The following is a 17,582-nucleotide window of genomic DNA, read 5'->3' as shown; positions in this document are numbered from 1 at the left end:
GACGGTCCGCCGCTGCGGTGCCATCGGAATGACGATCATCTTTTTAGGCTTAGCATAATTCGCCTCTCAAAAAAAGAGATGTTAGATTTCAATTACCCTCAAACACCTTCGTGAAGCTGTCCTTCTGCAACTGATCCAAAGAAAAGTCATAATCAGCCTGAGAGCGATTCATAACGATCTCACCACCCAATTCGATCACTAGTTCACGAAAAGACAAAGGATTGCTCCATTGCTGATACAGCGCCTTGATAGCCTTTAAGGACACTTCAGAATTTCCGGAAACACGAGTTTCCCCCGCACCCATGTTTAACAGGACAAAGCACTGTTGATCCTTTTCAGGGATCATCATACCCAGGATGGTCTGTCGCTGTACGGATTGACACTTGGTTTCTAAAAACAAATTGTTCGGGTTCATCATGTAGTTATAGTCCACCTGATCTCCTCGGCCTACTATGATTTTGTATTCACAATTGCCAGTACCTGAATACACATTGTTTTGGACTAGTGTGGGCATATGCAACCCATCCTGAGCATAGAGGTATTCAACAGCACCATTAGATGCATTGGTCATGTCACCGGAATACAACAGTTCTCCCTTTCCCATTTTGTACTGAGCATTCCATCCAATTTTACCGCCAATGTTTAAGCCTGAGAGGTCCAAGTCACGAGCACCCCACTGATTTTCCCAGTAGACACCTACGGCCAAAGCCCGGCCATAGAACTTGCTGCCTGTTGGTACGTTGCCGACATACATTTTTTCGGAGGTAGGCAAGGCAAACTCCACATCTTCTGGCAAAAAGAAGGTCTTCCCAGTGAGTTCAAACCGCCCTTTCATGTAGTTGAAAAGGAATTCATAGTTGGGCCAAACGGCTCCTGAAACCTTTCCTGTTTTCACAAAGGATTTACCATTTCTCACACGATAGTTGAAAGCATACTGCCCAGCCATTCTGTTGTGACAAGCCGATAACGCTTTGAACAAGGCGAATGGTGTTGCCCGGTCCAACCAATGTTGTTCGCTTTCAGTCAGCACCACGCTGGACACCAAATTGAGCGGGTTTTGCACCATAGGTTGATGATGCGTTTTTGACAACTTGGCGAGCTTATTGATGGTCTTTGGACACTTGTTTTTAAATGCCAGGAATAAAGGCTTGAATCGGTTAAAGATCTCCGCAACTTTCTCCAAACCAAACTGCTCAAATTGTACGGTCGGATTGTATTTGGAACGGGAAATCTCATTGATGACTTCATTGCTTTTGATCAGTAGCGAATCCCCCGTAGCGCGGTAAATGATGTATCGGAAAAACTCCATGGTATCGGAAGGCAATACGCAGTACATGTCCGCGATTTTGACAATCGCTTCTTTGTTACGGATGTTTTCAGAGCCGTCGAACTCATAGCGCAATTCATCCACCAACACAGATAACAAGTCATCGATGGTCTCTTCTTTCAATGCAATCCCTGATTGCAATAATTGCAGACACTTAGAGATCATCTGCTCTTCGGAATAGGCCTTGATGAATTTGAAGGCAAGTTTCACATCAGGCACATCCAACACGTCATTGGGGATGTAGATCGTGTCCTGAAAGTCGCTGCCGTAAGTTGAGATATAATGTCGGACCTGTTCCATCCACAGTTTCTCACGAGAGCTGTTCAGTATCGTTTTCCAGGACTTATGAAATGTTTTGTTGAGTCCGTATCCGTCCAGATTTTCTTTTTTTAGGAATTGTAGGATGTCATTTTTTGCCCATAATGCCCCTGAATCGATCACATATCCTTTTTCAGAAACGAAAGCCCGCTCGTTTGATTCCCGGGCAACAACGGCATTGAATAATTGTAGTGTTTTCATCGTATTTGTGTTTTCTAACAAGTGAGGAGTAATTCTTAAATGGAGATATAGGAACTCCCTTTACCTATTTGAAATGTCCGGCGAGGAGTAAATTTTCCAGATTTTATAGGAACTCCCTTTTGCCAGGATCTAATAACAAGCCAAAGAAAAACACCAAGTGCGCAGTGTTTTTGCGTAGTAGAAAAGTTTTTGATTTTTTTTTAAAAGTGATCCCTAAGACTTTTCTCTTTTGTTTGGGACTTATCTCACCAAGACCCTTCGTTTGAAGATGGTTTCTTTCGTTAGAACTTGGATAGTGTAAATACCTGAAACCAGTGAAATTGGTAATTCTTCAGTGTATACGATTCCCTTGGCTACTACTTTTCCCGCAAGGTCTGTCACCTTATATGTTGCGGGTTGGGTCAAACCTTTGATCCATAGTTTACCATCCGAAATAGGGTTTGGAAATACATTAATCGGGTCGTTCGCTTCTACGCCCAACACCTGACCCACGTTGAAAACACTGACAGATTTGGAATCAGCTACACCTAAACCAAAGTTGGCGGTTGCAGTGACCTGCACAGATCCCTGTCTGATGGCTGTCAGTACACCTGCTTTAGATACCGTTGCGATGATGGGATCATCAACGGACCAAACAACTGCCTGCCCCTGTGTGTCTTCTGGTAATAAATAGGCGGAGAGTTGCATTTGCTCACCTACTTCCAAATAGTTTCTTTCAGCGTGTAAGGTGATTTCATCGACCGTTCGTTCACCGACTTCCAGCAAGGCATTACCCGTTGGGAAGCCTCCTCCCAGATTGGATACGTAATTGAAGGTCTCTTCTTCCGGATTATACTGAAAAATGGTGCCAAGTCCTGGACTGGTGCCGCCGTATCGTGTGGTGCCGTAAATGTTGTTGTCGAATGCTTCCATCAAAGGAGCATCTGGAATGTGTATCCCACTTGCAAAGGTGAACTCTTTGATAAAAACTGCTTCGTCAGTAGCAGGGTCGTACTCCCAAATGGCACCATGGGCATCAAAACCGCCGATGGTCGCCACCCCATAAAACTTTCCATTACTTGCTTCAAGTAAGGCACTGAGCACCAAATGATAAGTGGCTCCAAACTCATGTATCGTGCGGACCGTTCCGGTTTCGGGATCAAATTGAAAAATGAGTCTTTTATCAAATTCACGACCTCCATCGGCAATTCCATAAAGCTTCCCATCCGAGAATAGTTCGATGTTCCCAGGTTTAGACCCATGCTGTCCGTCAAATTCATAGACGATTTCGTATTTAGCTTCATTGATGTCGTATCGGAAGATCAAGCCGCCGTTTTCTACGCCTCCAAGTACGGTGACCCCATAAAGGACATTAGATGTGACTTCAATCATCTTTGTGGCAGTGACACCTACTTTCCCATCTGTAATATTAAAAGCATGGATGACTTCATACATTTCTGCCTCCAGATCAAAGGCATAGATTTCTCCTATGCCTGAAGTATACCCGTATAGTTTACCATCTGAGGCCAGAATCATGGACCCGGATGGATGTTCTTCATCAAAGTGGTAGACAATTTCCAGTTCACTATCATGGGGATTGATGCGGAATATCATCCCTAGTCCGTAGCTCCCTCCACTTGCGGTGCCATAAATCAGTCCATCCGGTCCTTGTACCAAGTCGCCATTTGGATACTGCCCGCCTTCCTCTCCTGAGAAATGGTGAACAATCTGAAGCTGACCACCGTGGTTGTTGGTTTTATAAACGAACCCCAGGTCGTGCAACCCGCCTTTAAAGCCATATCCCCACAATTCAGAGTACTGAGCACTCACGGGAAAACATAGCAACACACTAATTACGACCCAAATCAGGAACCGTTGGTTAATCGAACGAAAAGTAGTGATAGTATATTGATCAATTCCCATGATGATGTCATTTGAACATCAAAGGCGATAAAGTGCTTGCAGGAATTGGCTTATGCCATGGGTGAAATGGCGTGAGGCAAAGGTAAGTAATTTTAATCGTGTCATAAGGACCATTCACGGTAAAGCGATCACCTTATTAGATTTACATCCCAATGGAATGCAAGAACTGTGGTGAGACTTTTAAAGGGAACTTTTGCCCTAATTGTGGCCAAAGGGCTACGGTTGAAAAACTGAACGCTAAGAATTTCATAAAGGAAGTTTCGGGTAGTGTCTTTCAGATCAATAAAGGATTGCTTTTTACGATGCGGGAAATGTTTCTCCGCCCAGGACAAAGCATTTTCAATTACCTGGAAGGAAAAAGAAAGCCCTTCTTTAAGCCCATTGCCTACGCTTTTACCCTATCCACGATCTACTTTCTGATTTCCCGACTATTCGGTGGGGAGACATTCATCAATGCTTTTGCTACCGGATGGTCAAACGGCGCTACTGATGAGGGAATCGACGGAAAAGGAGTAGAAATGCTGGATTGGTTTGTCGCCAATTACGGATATACCGTCCTTTTGCTGTTACCTATTTTCTCACTGGCGTCACACCTCGCTTTTCGAAAATTCAGGCGTAATTACCTTGAGCATGTCGTGCTCAATGCCTACGTCACGGGCCATCAGGCATTAATCTCCGTCGTATTTGCCATTTTGTCAGGAATCATAGGAAAGAGCGATCTCCTTGAAATTATCGGACTTACAGTCTCGATTGGTTATGCCACCTGGGTTTTCTGGCAATTCTTTACTGCGGCAAGTCGAATAGGGATTTTGGTGAGAACATTCTTTACGTATATGCTTTATCTGGTGCTGGCAACTTTCTTCACGGGGCTGGTTTTTGCTATAGGCACATTAAGTTCAATTTTATGAAGCTAAGTGATCAACAGGTAAAAGAAATTTCAGAAGAATTGCTGTGCGGGAATCTTTGTTACGTTCATAATCAATCTGGGGAATTAGAGTGCTTTCCGGATCCCAACAGCCCATATGTCGATGTAGAATTATTTCAAGAAGTGGTCGATAAGGTAGATAATGACTTTTCAAATTACATTGAAATAGAGAAGATGCCCTCACATCAGTCGTTTCAGGTCATGGAGGATTTTGCAGAGAATTGTCTGATAGAAAGTTCAAAGGTCGGTTGCTGATGCTTTTGTCGGAACGAAAACCCTTCAGCAAATTCAGTGGGTCAAGCAGCAATTGGAGAGAGATCAAATGAAGCGAAAGCTACAGTAGTCAATTTGATAATCCCTCCGACGAGGAAACTACCTCTTCTTTCTGGTCGTCTTTGCAGTTTTCTTTTTGCCGATCTTTTTCTTTTTCGGTGCGTTGAATTTCTTGCTTTTCACTTTTGGTGTGCCAATCCCGAGTTGGCTACCACGGAATGCAACAAATCCCACACTTACCTGGGGACCACTCATGAGTTCCTCCGTGTTTGGGAAGTCTGTTGCACCGAAAATATACCGTGCAGATAGCGTCAGTCGGTCCATATCAAAACCCAATCCCGCAATCAGCGATCCGTCTGGTGTAGTGGTGGTATTGGTGATATTGAATTTGTCATCGAAGTTCACCCCATCGGTTTGCTGCGATTGTCCGTGCAGTAAATAGGCCACTTGTCCTCCGACCTGAATGTTGAATCCATTGCCAGCAGGGTAGATTTTGAAAACAACTGGTAGTGCCAGTCGACCATAAGTAAGCTTGGTGTCGAAGGTATTGAGCACCCCTTCAAACTGGTCGTAATTGTACAACAAGTCCGCTTGCAGGGCTGCCATGTTCCCTTTGAATCGTAGTTCCATGAAAAGCCCTCCGTGACCTCCAAAAGAGGTAATGCCGGTTGCTTCATCAAAGTCTGTGTTTTTGAGGCCCATCAGATTGCCTCCAAGCTTGGCACCTAAAAAAATTTCCTGGGCCATCACCGATTGGAAGGTGATAATCATAAGGCACAAAATCAGGATGCGCTTCCAGTTTTTTACGTAGTTCATACGGCAGCAGTGTTTCTACTTATGGCAAACGAAATTAAGTCAAATGAATTGTCTGAGTTCGATTGGCCACATTTCGTCGCTGAAGTTACAGAAAATTTGAATTTCGTTGTAGGACGAAGCACAAAAGGGCGTTCACTGGTATCGAGAATATCTAATACTCAGGATTTATTATCGAATGATGAATGCATTTGTTTCTTCTGTAGCAAGCATTAAGCGTAACCCGGTCTGCCTTTTGGTTTCTTTGATTCCGAATCCTGTTATCACAGTTCAGAATTGGGTAGGTAGGAAAACTCCCATTCCTTGGTGTGAAGGGTAGTGATCTTACTGTTTTTGCTAGGTTTCGTTTTTTCTCCTAAAGTCAGTAGCAGGGTGCCAACCCCCATCATCAATACCCCAGCCCCTACTTGACCTATGGATTCATCACCTTCAACAGCAACAGATGTTACTGCAACACCAATGATACCCAATGCTCCTCCAAGCCATTTAAGTGGTTTGCTGATAAAGGACCTGCCGTTGAGTTTTTTCACCTCCAGAAAGCCAATTTGACTATAAGGAACACTATGATCACCGATCATAAGGTACTCTGGTAAGGGGCGGACTCTTCCTTCAAAAAACTCCCCGTCCTTGTTTACGACGGCCTTTACTTTTTGGGGAAAAACCGTAATCTCAGCCCCTGATTTGCGGCTGGTGATACGGATTTTTTGTGCACTGGCAACAGAAGTGATCAGACACAACAAAATGATCAGACTGTTTCTCATTGTTTTGACAAATTGTGTTTTAACGAAAGTATTTGAAGTGTGCTTTTCAAAGCTAATCTTTTGCCAACTTTATGGGAAGAATTTGCCTGCATGAATCGAATCGACCGCCTTACTGCTATCCTCGTACAGCTCCAAACCAGGCGAAAGGTGACGATGGACCATTTAGAAGAACGTTTTGACCTGAGTCGGCGATCGCTGTTTCGGGATATTCGTGCTTTGTTGGAGATTGGCATCCCGATTGGCGGTGACGCGGGTGAAGGCTATTTTATTGCCGAAGGCTACCACTTGCCTCCCGTCGTTTTCAACAAAGAGGAGGCCGCTGCGTTACTCTTAGGCTCCAAATTCATCGAGAAGCAAGCAGATTCTAAGGTCAATGATCATTTGGAAGATGCTTTGAGTAAGGTAAAAGCCGTCCTCAGAACCCAGGACCGGGATTTCCTCGAAAGCCTGGAAAATCATATTGAAGTCATCCCGCCACCTTCCGTATCACAAGAAAATATGGACAACCAATTCCTCAGCGACATCCAGTTTGCGTTAAGCTCCAGTCGGACCCTTCATTTTGGCTATTGGGCCAATAGTAAGCAAGAATTTACCGAAAGAGAAGTTGAGCCACTTTCTCTGGTTTATTACACCAATCACTGGCATTTGATTGCCTATTGTCAATTACGACAAGAGCTACGAGATTTTCGTACGGACCGCATCCAGAAGTTGAAGGTGACCGACCACAGCTATGACCGATCTCAGCATCCCGAACATCAGGAATTCCTGGGCCGGTCCATGCACGGTGCGGATGCCAAAGAAGCAGTCATTTGGTTCAGTAATGAGGTCGCCAATTTTCTAGGAGAGCAAAAATTCTGGCATGGATTTGTGAAACAAGAGGAAGCGGATGGTGGCATGGAGATGCATTTCTCTACGCCTAGCTATCACTTTTTGGGACGGTGGTTACTCTCTTATGGTACCATGGTGAAAATCATCGAACCTCAGGAGTTAAAAGATTTGGTGCGGGGCTTTGTGGTTGAGCTTAGTAAGCATCATGAATAGCAATTTCACGATTTCAAAGGGATTTCGTCATTCCACGCCCGCCTGCCGGACGAGGCAGGAATCATTCATGTCACATGATTCTAAAAGAAATTCATTGATTGTAGGGGAATCTGAAATACCGATTCCCACATAACCCGAGTAAATTCCTTTACGCTTGTGGGTGTATTCAACTCTATGTACTGAAAGGAATAATAAATAGGCGGAATAACTTCTAAAGTTTGATAGATCAAGTGTTAAAACACCTTTAACTCTCTTCTTAAAGAGGGTGAAGGGAGATTTTGAGAAAAAAAGTTTTAACACTTGATTGAAACGACACTTCTTGTTTGGTTGCAAATGTTTTGCGACCGAATCTTATTCGGCCTTTGAAATGCCTTCAAGCATTTAAGAAATACTCGATCTGGCCTTCGCCATTGGTATCCATTCCCAGCACGCCATGGACATACATCTCTTTCAGAAAAGAATCCGCTTCCTTGTAGGTCATGGAAGTGTTTACCGTAACATCGGCAATGGTCAGGGTTCCTCCCTTTTCTTGGACAAGATCTAAAACCATAGCCTCATACTTTCGATAGTTTAGGTCTTTCTCCATTTTTATACCTTTCCTGTACAGGAAGATACTGGCCCCAATAGGAAGCACATTCGCCAGGAAAACTAACATGAGCCACCCCACTAATTCCTCCTGGATCATCTCGATATTTCCCAAGGTTCCAAAGAGCATGATCAGCCCACACAAACCGAGAATAAAGGCAAAAATTTTAAGGAGAGTCGGCATGCAAACGGGAATTAATTGATTGAAATTAATCCAAAAACGGAACAATTTGCTCCTCAAATTTGATGGGTCCTAGAAAACCTTCTTTCAATTGATTGTCTTCGTACAAAAAGGTTTGTGGCAGCCACAACGCTCCAAAAAGAGCCTTCGCATCTTCGGGATAAGTGATGAACAGCTGCATGTCCGGGTGGTTCAACATCTTTTTGCGTAGCAGGAAATTCAGTGCCTGGTTCTCTTCCTCGAAAGAGATGAACCACAACTGGATGTCCTTCAGTGCGTCCAGGTTTTTGGAAAGGATATCCATTTCTGCCTGGCAATGATCACACTCGCTGTTGAACAACATGACCATGGTTTTCTTGTTGAAATCAGTAGGATCTCCGGTCACCGGATTCATGGCTGCCCGGATCTTGGTCAGCGTATTGAATGGTCGGGTTCCTTCTTCCCACGCTTTCTTCTTTTTGTGCTCACCATACAGCCAATAACCGCCCCAACCTCCAAGGCCTAGGCCGGCCAGTATCACCACAGCAAGGATTACTTTACCTCTCATCTTCTACTTCCCTTTGTGATCAATTTTCTCAAAACGTTAAAATACAATGTGACGAATAAAGTCACTGTCATGAACCAAATCACTAACAAGTTGAATGTTTTCGTAGGGATTTGCATCCCCAGAAAATGCTTCTCAGGAAAGTAAAAGTTGGCCCTGAAATCGAAAGGATGCTTTGGATTCGTTTTTTGCGCGTAAATGGGGTAGATCTTTTGGACCAGTTCATCTCCGGAACGGACCACCCGATGTTCCACGGAGGTATTCTTCAACATGTAAGCAATTCGCTCATTTTCATGTGCATTTCGCAAATTGATAAAAGCGTTTTTTTTCTTTTCCGTATCTGTAGCAGCCGTTAGGAACTTTTCTTTCTCGTCGCTGGCTTTGTTTCGTCGGTTATTATAGAACTTCCTTAAAGCATCAAGGAATTCCTTTAAGTCTTTGTGAACCGCTTCATTATACTGTCCAGCCTTAAGTCGGTTCAGATCGAAAGCATTGGCGCCAACTACTTGTAATTCCTTTCCAATCTCAGTGTTCAGTAAGGCAAGACTGGTTTCGGGAGTATCAGAGGAAAGCGCTTTTTCCGCGATTTTCTCCAATTCAGGAATGTAATAAATGCTTTTATATTCTGCCTGTGCCGAACGTCGATTGTAATCGTACAACGACTGGTTATAACTGTTCTCTTTGAACTGTGCAACCGCCAATGCTTCATAAGCCCATCGGGAAGCCATCACCTCTCCAATGATCGGCACTTTGTCTTCCGTAGTGAGGGTAGCATTAAGTTTATCAAAATTGACCACCACACCACTCAACATCAGCTGTGGAATGATCAGTAACGGGATCAAAATGTAGATCGTCACCACAGAATTGAAACTGGCACTGATGTTCAGGCCCAGCATATTGGCAAAGCATGAAACAGAAAAGAGGATCATCCAGTAGTTGAAGGTCATCCCCTGAATTTCGAGTATCCAAACACCCAGGACAGTAAAGAGCAATGTCTGAACCGCCGACACAAAAAACAGAATACTCACTTTGGAGCTGAGGTAACTCATCCGGCTGAGGTTCAGGAATGATTCCCGCTTCAGGATCAGTCGGTCTTTGATGATTTCTTCTGCACTGATCGTGAGCCCCATGAACAAGGCCACAATGATGCTGATGAAAAAGAAGACTGGGATGTTCAGGTTATCGTTGAAAGTATACTCCGATCCAACTGGACTATAACGTACGATATACGCCAGTAGCAATGCTAAAACTGGAGCTTCCAGCATATTGATGAACAAATACTGCCGGTTGCTCAATTTGGATAAAATGTCTCGTTTAATGAATACGCCTAATTGCTTGAATCGACTGGGTACCGATAGCGATTTCGGAGGGGCTTCATTGATGTCTTCCGCTTCGGCAAACTGGTGCTTCTCTTTGAAGAATTCGTGCCATTGAGCGGGTGAAATTTTTCTCACTTGCGTGAACCGACCATATTCATCCACCACTTTGGTCTCGATGATGTTGAATATCTGCTCCGGATTCACATTTCCACAGTTGATACAGGCCGCCTGATCCTTGTCGATGTGATCAACAATGGTCTTAAAGTAAGTCACACCGTCTACTGGATTTCCATAGTATATCTGAAAACCACCTACGTCAAGAATAACGAGTTTATCAAACATCTTGAAGATGTCCGATGAAGGCTGGTGAATCACCACAAAGATCATTTTGCCTTTGAGGGAAAGCTCCTTCAAAAGGTCCATGATGTTTTCCGAATCCCTGGATGATAAACCACTGGTTGGTTCATCGACAAACAGCACCGATGGCTCTCGAAGCAATTCAAGGCCAATATTAAGGCGTTTGCGCTGCCCGCCACTGATCGTTTTTTGCAGCGGGTTGCCCACTTTTAAATCACTGGTATCTTTTAGGCCGAGAGAGGTCAGCACTTTATTGACTAACTGGTTCAATTCTTCTTCTGAAGATTGCGAAAAACACAACTTCGCGGCAAAGAACAGGTTCTGATGTACGGTAAGCTCTTCAATCAGTAAGTCATCCTGTGGCACATAACCAATGATCCCTTCCGCACTTTTAGCATCTTTATGAATGTCAATGCCATTGATCCTGACAGATCCTGCCGAAGGAGATTCGTTGCCATTCAGCACATTAAGCAACGTGGATTTACCGGATCCACTACCACCCATGATCCCAATGAGCTTACCATTTTGTTCGGCGAGGTTGAAGTCTGTTAGCCCCTTGTTACCATTCGAAAATTTATAATCCACATGATCAGCCACAAACGACAATTTGTGCTGCTGACCGGATTCATGAAAGCCACTGATTACGTCGCTAAAATAGATCGGCGTAATCGATACATTACGTCCACGAATGGAGCTACCGTTGGAGAATACTTTAACTGATCCGGGGCGTAGGCCCTGGCCGTTCAGAGAGAGGCCATCATCTCCTTTGTATTTGACGAAATAGATGTCGATTCCGGGCACATTGAAAAAGGCCAGGAACCCGTTCAGTCTTGCCACCTGAATGTGATGCGCTTTTAATTCGGTTTCCTCCGCACTTACGACTAATACGCTCTTCGCGGCGTACTTTTCAGGCTCATCGGTTGTGACAAATGATTTCAGGTGGTCCAGCACTTTCGTGGCGAAATTCATGCTGTTTCCAATCAAATAAAGGAGCTCCTTTTCACGCTCACTCACTTTACCATCGGCAATGATCAGTTCCAACAGCCGAAGCATCACAACCAACTTTTGTTCTTGCTTCAATTCTTTGTTGACCTGATAACTGAGTTTGATGATTTCTTTGGTCTCATCACGTTGGTCTTGTTCATGAGGTCCTTCCAATAGTTTGTCGAAGAACTCCATGTACTTAAGTGTCTCTTCCTTGCTGACATTCTCTTCCAGAAAGCCCTGAACAGCCTCCCTTTCCGAAGAAGTCACATCATCCTCCCTGGCAACAATCTCCAGTAATCGGAGAATGGTTTTTAACAAGTTGTCACTCATGGCAAGTTAGGTTTTAGCGGTGTGTTTAAACAAAAAAAGCATTGAACGCGCCAATGCTTTTTGGTTGGGTTGGTGATGTCTTACTCTACGATAGACGCTCTGATTCTTTTTACCTCAGCAGAAAGTCTGGTCAACAGTTCTTTGTTGAGCTGCAGCGATCCGTCATTGTTGGCAATTTTTTCCTCAATGTCTCCGAGATCTTCTTCGTAGATGGTCTTCAATTTGTTCAACTCAGTAGTCATGGTTCCCAATGCCTCTGTTTGTGGCACTTCACCGATCACCTTGATCAAATCGTCTAATGTCTTCTTTTGCTTGATCACAATCTCTACCAGAGGTTGCAATAGCTTGTTTCTTAAGTTTTCAGGAAGATCGTCCGGGTTGCTGTCGATCACGCCCATGGTGATGTAAAGTCCTTCGACAAATGATCCGGAAAGCGCTACGGCAGCCAGGTTGATTCGATCCAAAGTCTGTAAACGATCTTTGGTTACCGCCATCACTTCGTCGATCAGGATCGCCAAAGAATCTCTATTCCCAACGTTCTCCTCGAATCTGGACAACAGGTCGATATCGATGGCAGAAGCCACACCGATCGCTTCAGCCAATTGCTGGCAAACCTGCACAGACTCATAAACTGCGTCCGTTTGGTCATAAGAAGAAAGGTATCCGATATCGGTCGCATACACACCAAGGTTGAGTGCCGCTTTGTCGGAATTAGTCGTGTAACGATCAGAATTGTCCAGAGAGTTGATGAGCGCAGTATTGAAATCACTACCAGTCGCCATCAATAAAAAGGGCACTTCTGATGGTGGTGGAAGATCTTTGATGTAAGCGTCAATGTCGCTGGCGATCTCTTTTTGTGCCGCAGCAAACTCATCACTTGCATTGGACTGCTCGGTATTGGATGACCCTCCGCCACAAGCCCATAGCAGGGTGGTAATGGCCGCAAGAACCAACGCATTAAACAACTTTGATGAAACGGATTTCATAAATATGGTTTTTTTGAGGTTAGTCAAATCTTCGAAATATCGGGGTAAATTAGTAAGCCTTGAGGTTTAATTAAAATCTTTCGAGTCAATCAATCGAATTTTTCGCCGTAATCAATTATCTCAGCGACATTTCTTTTGATCTTGACACACAGTTCGTTGAGGGGAAGGTCATTCACGTCTTCACCGAACGGATCCTCGATTTCTTCAGCGATCAGCTCGACACTTAATAAGAAATAAAACGCCAGCATGACCAGGGGAACACTCCAGTAATGTACTTCCCAGATGAAGCTAACGGGCAACGTAACTGAATAAATGAAGAGGAATTTCTTGATGAACATGCTGTAAGAATAGGGGATCGGTGTGCTCTTGATCCGCTCACAAGCCCCAATGATGTCCAAGAACCCCTTTAATTCTTTATCTAAAACAATCAGCTGATCCCCGTCGATCACGCCCTCTCTTCGCAATTTCTCTACCCGACGATACATCATGTTTGTGATGGTGTTTGGGCGATGTTTGCTTTTGATCAGGTCTTCCTTCATCTCCTCGTCAATCATGTCCAGCTCACCAATGCGAATGCTACTTCGCAGGTGTTCTTTCATGGCGAAAGTGATGTTCGGGATCATTTTTTTGAAAAACTGCCGATCTTCTTTGCGCTCCGGCGGAATAAAATTGTTGAATTTGACCGCCAACATCCGGGTATCGTTTACCAATCGGCCCCAAAGTTTACGGCCTTCCCACCAGCGGTCATAGGCTGTATTGGTTCGCAGTACCAGAAACAAACCTAAAATCACCCCCAAAATGGAATGAAAAGCGATGGTCCCTGAGTAATGCCACTCAAATACATCGATGACGATGAAACAAAGAAATGCCGTGAATATTCCCAGAAATAGCAATAACGGCAACAAGGCACGGATTACATACCGACTGTAAACGTCAAAAATGAGCGAAAACCAGGATTTTGGATTGTACTGGATCATTGCGAAAAAGTAGAGCCCAATATAGTCTAAATTCCTGACTGGTGTAGTAATGCTATCATATGGCAGAGGAAATCTACGATTGCTACTGGATCAGCAGCTTGCGAGTAATGACCTCTCCTTCTTTGAGTAGCATCTGTAACAAATAGACGCCAGGTGCTGCATTCATTGGTCTGTAATAGCGATCATTTCCTGACGGAATGGTCTCAAGCTCAAATTCCTGACCAGACAAGTTTACAAGCCTCAAGGTTGAAATACGTTGATCACTCGCAATCTGAAACAGATTTGAAACAGGATTTGGGAATATCTTTAGTTCTGAACTTTTTTCCGCTTCTACATCGAGGATGACATTTGTCTGAAAAACCAAATCTGTTTTCAAGGGCAGGTTAGACAGTCTGGAGATACCAAAATCGACACCAGCAGCAAGTGTATCTACCACTTCCTGAGTGCCCATCTCAAGGTCTACTTTGCAAAGGATACTCATCTCATTGTTAGCACAGATCATATACAGGTCATCCTGAGCATCGAAGAAAATATCTTTGATGGTACTCAGCACGGGATGTAAATGTTGCTTAATGATCGTCCTTCCCAACCCGGTATGATTTTGATGGAGATTGAAATAACTCCTACCTGAACTTCGGGTCAAAAAATAAAAACTTTTGCGTGTGATGGAATAGGCAATACCTCCCACATAAGCATCTCTTATCAAAACTTGCAGACGTTCCCCCTGGAGGTTATACCGACTTACGGAACTAGAACCCTCACTTCGAAACCCACCGGAACTCGAATATAAATAGTAGGTATCCTCGCCATCAAACGCCATGTCATTGAAACTGCTAATGGAGATGTCACTTGGCGTGAATAGCTTTCGGATAGGCTTCATGTATTTTGTGACCGGATCAAGTTCATACATTCTATTTCCTGCAATTGCATAGATCACGCCTTTTGAATTGGCAGAAGCGATGGATATTTCTCTGGGGAAGGAAAGGATTGAATCATTTTGATCAACAAATCTCGATGCTTCGGTATCATAAAAGAATAGATCTGTATCTGAAAGCCCCGCGGGTTCGTAGACTACACCCTCGACGAAGACACTATCGGACCAGTTCATTTCTCCTGTCTGAAATTGAAAATTGATCTGGGTCTTTATTTCCATCAACGCCTCACCAATGACTTCAAAAGACAGGTAAATGGATTCGCCAGGAGCGATCAGGTTGGTTTGCAAGGGGGATATCTGAAGAAAGTCGTCACCCGCATTTACTGACAAGATCTCAAGGTCCGATTCAAACCTATTGGTAATTTTCACATGACCAAAGTATTCTTCTCCTGCTTGTTTGTAAAAAGCCTGACTTTTAGGCCCAAGGCCATACGACAGAGGCTCGTTGATGTGGCTGAAAACACCTGTTAGGTTATTCGTATGATTCAAAGAATAAGGTACAATAAGAGCAGAATCCAGGTCAATATGATGCAGTGACCCATTCACCATGCCATAGACTTCTCCGTAAGCATCAAACGCCAGATCAGCTACTTCTTCATCGGCGATGGTACGCGACGACCAGGAATTATCCGACTCAGTATAGGCAAACGTGCGATGACCACCATCTAAAGTAGAAAAATGCACCGTATTCAGTATATCATTCGAGAAGGGCGTTCGAATGCGATTGTTATTCATATAGGCTCCACTCCAACCATTGCTCACGCTTTCCACAAATTCAGTGGTCATTTCATCCGAATTAAGGTCGTATGTGACCTGATATAAAGAGGAGAAATTGACTTGAGTTAATAATTCAATTTTATTTTCAGACGAGGTAATATCAATTATCTCATGTTCACTGATGTTGCTTTGAATGGCAATGTGCGTTGGCGTTCCGCCTTCTTGTAGTACGTAGAAGGTGGAATCCCTTCTTTTTGCACTAACCAATTGTCCTCCCTCGGTGGCAGCAAAAATCCAGTCCGTTCCACCATTTTCATACGAGGTGACAAGGCCGGGACCATCGGTGTTTAACTGAAGGATTTCTGTTCCATTATAAACATACATGTTATTTGCCTCAAAGTGAGCTTCTATCCTTTCAGAAGAAGGTTTTGGAACATGGCTCTTAGCCGAATTGGATTGCGGATACTGAAAAACGTAAGACAATAATAGCAGTAAAAAAGTCATCCTAAAGTGTTGTCATGTTGTACACTGCAAGATGGACCCTTTTTATGAAAAAGTGGATGGAACTTCGGACTTAAAAATGGCCGATTTAAGGAAATCTGGTCTTATTTCATCATTGGATAGGTGCATCTCAAAGAAAGAGTTTGTGTTTCCATACTTGTTCTGGTGAGTATTGGACTAAAGCCTTTTGAAACTCACCTTTGCTTTTGCATTGACTTCCGTATCCAGGTATAATTCATCTTCTGCTTCGAGGATGAATTCTTTTGTTTCACGTAATCGTACTTCTACCTGATCGATAATGCTTCCTTGCCGTTGAATCCTTACATTGAATCGGGCTCCTTCAAGGTTTTTTACCAAAGCGACACTTTTTTCTCCCTGATAAGGATTGATTGCAGCATCTTGTCCGGGACCCTTGCCGATGATCAGCATGCTTTGTTCAGGGGTCAATTCGAGATAGGTTTGACTTGATGAGCAAGCTTGTACAAGCAGGACAAACATCGTCAAAATGAATAGTGACTTTATTCTCCTCATAGTTTTTTGACTTTTTCTTCTTCTGAAAGACCCGCTAACACTTCGATATTGATGCCGTCAGACAACCCGGTTTCAATTTCTCGTTTTTCAAATTGCTGTTCGCCAGTTTCGACTTCTACAAAAATCTTTTCATCTTCAAACAACAGATTGCTTTCTTTCAGGGCAAGCACTTCTTCACGCTTTTGCAATACGATATCTGCTGTAGCACTGAATCCCGCTCGGAGGAAGGTGGATTCTTTCAAGGTGATTGCAGCCCGGATGTCAAATTTGATCCCTCCTTCATCATCGGTACCTTTTGGCGAGATGAATTCCAATTGTGCATCAAACTTTTCTGATTCGATAGCTCCTACAGAAAGGATCAGGTCCATGCCCACTCCAATTCTTCCTACTTCCGATTCATCGACGCGTCCTTCAAAGATCATCTCACTCATATCCGCCACAGAGGCTATAGTTGTCCCTTCATTAAAGGTATTGGATTCAATAATGAAAGAACCTTCTTTGACCGGAATGTCCAGTACCATACCACTGGCCGTCGCCCTGACCAGGTTAGACACGTTCCCGGATCTTTTGGAAGAACCTTCCCGAATCAACTCCAGGTTATTTTCTGCAGCCTGCAATTCTTGTTGACGCAACCTGAAATCCAGTTCAAACTGATTGAAATCAAACTGAGAGATCACTTTCTCGTCATAAAGCTCCTTTTGCCGCTTCATTTCCCGCTCAGCATTTTCATAATTGATGCGAGCAGTCTCAAGCTGAGTTTCCGCATTGTTCAGGGCAACCACATTGGGAATAATCTTGATCTTGGCCACCAAATCACCAATATTGACGTTCTCGCCCTCTTCTACATAAAGCTCCTGTACCACGCCAGATACCTGAGATTTGAGATCGATCTCCTTTCTGGGCACAATCGAGCCTGTAGCTACCGTCTTTTTGACGATATCTGTTTTGAAGGGAGCATCGGTTTCATAAACGATCGGTGGTTCCTCAGACTTTTGATACAAGAAATAACCAGTTCCGGCGAAGGCGGCAACGGCGATCAAAACGAAGAAAATGATAAGGGCCTTTTTCATGA

Annotated in this window: 15 protein-coding genes; 3 read left to right on the top strand and 12 right to left on the bottom strand. The window is 43.8% G+C overall.

The features are described from left to right. Positions 1–88: 88 nt before the first annotated feature. On the bottom strand, positions 89–1,846 hold the full coding sequence (locus R8G66_29380) for a hypothetical protein (protein MDW3196524.1): 1,758 nt from the start codon (positions 1,844–1,846) through the stop codon (positions 89–91). 240 nt (positions 1,847–2,086) lie between these two features. Continuing rightward, positions 2,087–3,748: an Ig-like domain-containing protein gene (locus R8G66_29375; GenBank protein MDW3196523.1), complete on the bottom strand. Its 1,662-nt coding sequence runs from the start codon at positions 3,746–3,748 to the stop codon at positions 2,087–2,089. Positions 3,749–3,900: 152 nt separating this feature from the next. Here R8G66_29375 and R8G66_29370 point away from each other — a divergent pair, with 152 nt between their 5' ends. Continuing rightward, positions 3,901–4,656: a DUF3667 domain-containing protein gene (locus tag R8G66_29370; protein MDW3196522.1), complete on the top strand. Its 756-nt coding sequence runs from the start codon at positions 3,901–3,903 to the stop codon at positions 4,654–4,656. Continuing rightward, positions 4,653–4,928, top strand: a complete 276-nt coding sequence (locus R8G66_29365; GenBank protein MDW3196521.1) for a hypothetical protein — start codon at positions 4,653–4,655, stop codon at positions 4,926–4,928. Before R8G66_29370 ends, R8G66_29365 begins: the two co-directional genes overlap by 4 nt. 117 nt (positions 4,929–5,045) lie before the next feature. Here the strand turns inward: R8G66_29365 and R8G66_29360 are convergent, their stop codons facing one another. Together R8G66_29360 and R8G66_29355 are read right to left on the bottom strand one after the other, a co-directional pair. Then, positions 5,046–5,762, bottom strand: coding sequence for a porin family protein (locus tag R8G66_29360; protein ID MDW3196520.1), 717 nt, complete (start codon positions 5,760–5,762; stop codon positions 5,046–5,048). 260 nt (positions 5,763–6,022) lie between these two features. Further along, positions 6,023–6,520 (bottom strand): hypothetical protein, encoded by a 498-nt coding sequence (locus tag R8G66_29355; GenBank protein MDW3196519.1) that lies wholly within the window; start codon positions 6,518–6,520, stop codon positions 6,023–6,025. Positions 6,521–6,610: 90 nt separating this feature from the next. Between R8G66_29355 and R8G66_29350 the strand changes: the two genes are divergently transcribed. Next, positions 6,611–7,561, top strand: coding sequence for a YafY family protein (locus R8G66_29350; GenBank protein ID MDW3196518.1), 951 nt, complete (start codon positions 6,611–6,613; stop codon positions 7,559–7,561). A 373-nt stretch (positions 7,562–7,934) separates the two neighbouring features. Here the strand turns inward: R8G66_29350 and R8G66_29345 are convergent, their stop codons facing one another. From R8G66_29345 to R8G66_29310, 8 genes are all read right to left on the bottom strand, one after another. Beyond that, on the bottom strand, positions 7,935–8,330 hold the full coding sequence (locus R8G66_29345; protein MDW3196517.1) for a hypothetical protein: 396 nt from the start codon (positions 8,328–8,330) through the stop codon (positions 7,935–7,937). A gap of 25 nt (positions 8,331–8,355) precedes the next feature. Then, positions 8,356–8,874, bottom strand: a complete 519-nt coding sequence (locus R8G66_29340) for a hypothetical protein (protein MDW3196516.1) — start codon at positions 8,872–8,874, stop codon at positions 8,356–8,358. Next, positions 8,871–11,864 carry an ATP-binding cassette domain-containing protein gene (locus R8G66_29335; GenBank protein MDW3196515.1) on the bottom strand — a complete coding sequence of 998 codons (2,994 nt, stop codon included), beginning with the start codon at positions 11,862–11,864 and terminating at the stop codon, positions 8,871–8,873. Before R8G66_29335 ends, R8G66_29340 begins: the two co-directional genes overlap by 4 nt. 80 nt (positions 11,865–11,944) lie before the next feature. Continuing rightward, complete coding sequence (locus R8G66_29330) at positions 11,945–12,850, bottom strand: hypothetical protein (GenBank protein MDW3196514.1); 906 nt, start codon at positions 12,848–12,850, stop codon at positions 11,945–11,947. A gap of 89 nt (positions 12,851–12,939) precedes the next feature. Then, entirely contained in the window at positions 12,940–13,827 is an 888-nt protein-coding gene (locus R8G66_29325; protein MDW3196513.1) for a bestrophin family ion channel, read from the bottom strand. 82 nt (positions 13,828–13,909) lie between these two features. Next, positions 13,910–15,982: a T9SS type A sorting domain-containing protein gene (locus R8G66_29320; GenBank protein ID MDW3196512.1), complete on the bottom strand. Its 2,073-nt coding sequence runs from the start codon at positions 15,980–15,982 to the stop codon at positions 13,910–13,912. A gap of 174 nt (positions 15,983–16,156) precedes the next feature. Next, positions 16,157–16,510 carry a hypothetical protein gene (locus R8G66_29315; protein MDW3196511.1) on the bottom strand — a complete coding sequence of 118 codons (354 nt, stop codon included), beginning with the start codon at positions 16,508–16,510 and terminating at the stop codon, positions 16,157–16,159. Then, complete coding sequence (locus tag R8G66_29310; GenBank protein ID MDW3196510.1) at positions 16,507–17,580, bottom strand: efflux RND transporter periplasmic adaptor subunit; 1,074 nt, start codon at positions 17,578–17,580, stop codon at positions 16,507–16,509. Before R8G66_29310 ends, R8G66_29315 begins: the two co-directional genes overlap by 4 nt. Positions 17,581–17,582 lie beyond the last annotated feature (2 nt).

The sequence above is a fragment of the Cytophagales bacterium genome, assembly GCA_033344775.1.
Lineage (GTDB): Bacteria > Bacteroidota > Bacteroidia > Cytophagales > Cyclobacteriaceae > JAWPMT01.
This window is presented reverse-complemented; position numbering and strand designations above follow the sequence as displayed.

Bases quoted from the DNA above. Each gene is read 5' to 3' on its own strand.
- R8G66_29370 (MDW3196522.1), top strand. From the start codon at position 3,901: ATGGAATGCAAGAACTGTGGTGAGACTTTTAAAGGGAACTTTTGCCCT.
- R8G66_29355 (MDW3196519.1), bottom strand. From the start codon at position 6,520: ATGAGAAACAGTCTGATCATTTTGTTGTGTCTGATCACTTCTGTTGCC.
- R8G66_29340 (MDW3196516.1), bottom strand. From the start codon at position 8,874: ATGAGAGGTAAAGTAATCCTTGCTGTGGTGATACTGGCCGGCCTAGGC.
- R8G66_29380 (MDW3196524.1), bottom strand. From the start codon at position 1,846: ATGAAAACACTACAATTATTCAATGCCGTTGTTGCCCGGGAATCAAAC.
- R8G66_29335 (MDW3196515.1), bottom strand. From the start codon at position 11,864: ATGAGTGACAACTTGTTAAAAACCATTCTCCGATTACTGGAGATTGTT.
- R8G66_29365 (MDW3196521.1), top strand. From the start codon at position 4,653: ATGAAGCTAAGTGATCAACAGGTAAAAGAAATTTCAGAAGAATTGCTG.
- R8G66_29360 (MDW3196520.1), bottom strand. From the start codon at position 5,762: ATGAACTACGTAAAAAACTGGAAGCGCATCCTGATTTTGTGCCTTATG.
- R8G66_29330 (MDW3196514.1), bottom strand. From the start codon at position 12,850: ATGAAATCCGTTTCATCAAAGTTGTTTAATGCGTTGGTTCTTGCGGCC.
- R8G66_29310 (MDW3196510.1), bottom strand. From the start codon at position 17,580: ATGAAAAAGGCCCTTATCATTTTCTTCGTTTTGATCGCCGTTGCCGCC.
- R8G66_29350 (MDW3196518.1), top strand. From the start codon at position 6,611: ATGAATCGAATCGACCGCCTTACTGCTATCCTCGTACAGCTCCAAACC.
- R8G66_29345 (MDW3196517.1), bottom strand. From the start codon at position 8,330: ATGCCGACTCTCCTTAAAATTTTTGCCTTTATTCTCGGTTTGTGTGGG.
- R8G66_29325 (MDW3196513.1), bottom strand. From the start codon at position 13,827: ATGATCCAGTACAATCCAAAATCCTGGTTTTCGCTCATTTTTGACGTT.
- R8G66_29315 (MDW3196511.1), bottom strand. From the start codon at position 16,510: ATGAGGAGAATAAAGTCACTATTCATTTTGACGATGTTTGTCCTGCTT.
- R8G66_29375 (MDW3196523.1), bottom strand. From the start codon at position 3,748: ATGGGAATTGATCAATATACTATCACTACTTTTCGTTCGATTAACCAA.
- R8G66_29320 (MDW3196512.1), bottom strand. From the start codon at position 15,982: ATGACTTTTTTACTGCTATTATTGTCTTACGTTTTTCAGTATCCGCAA.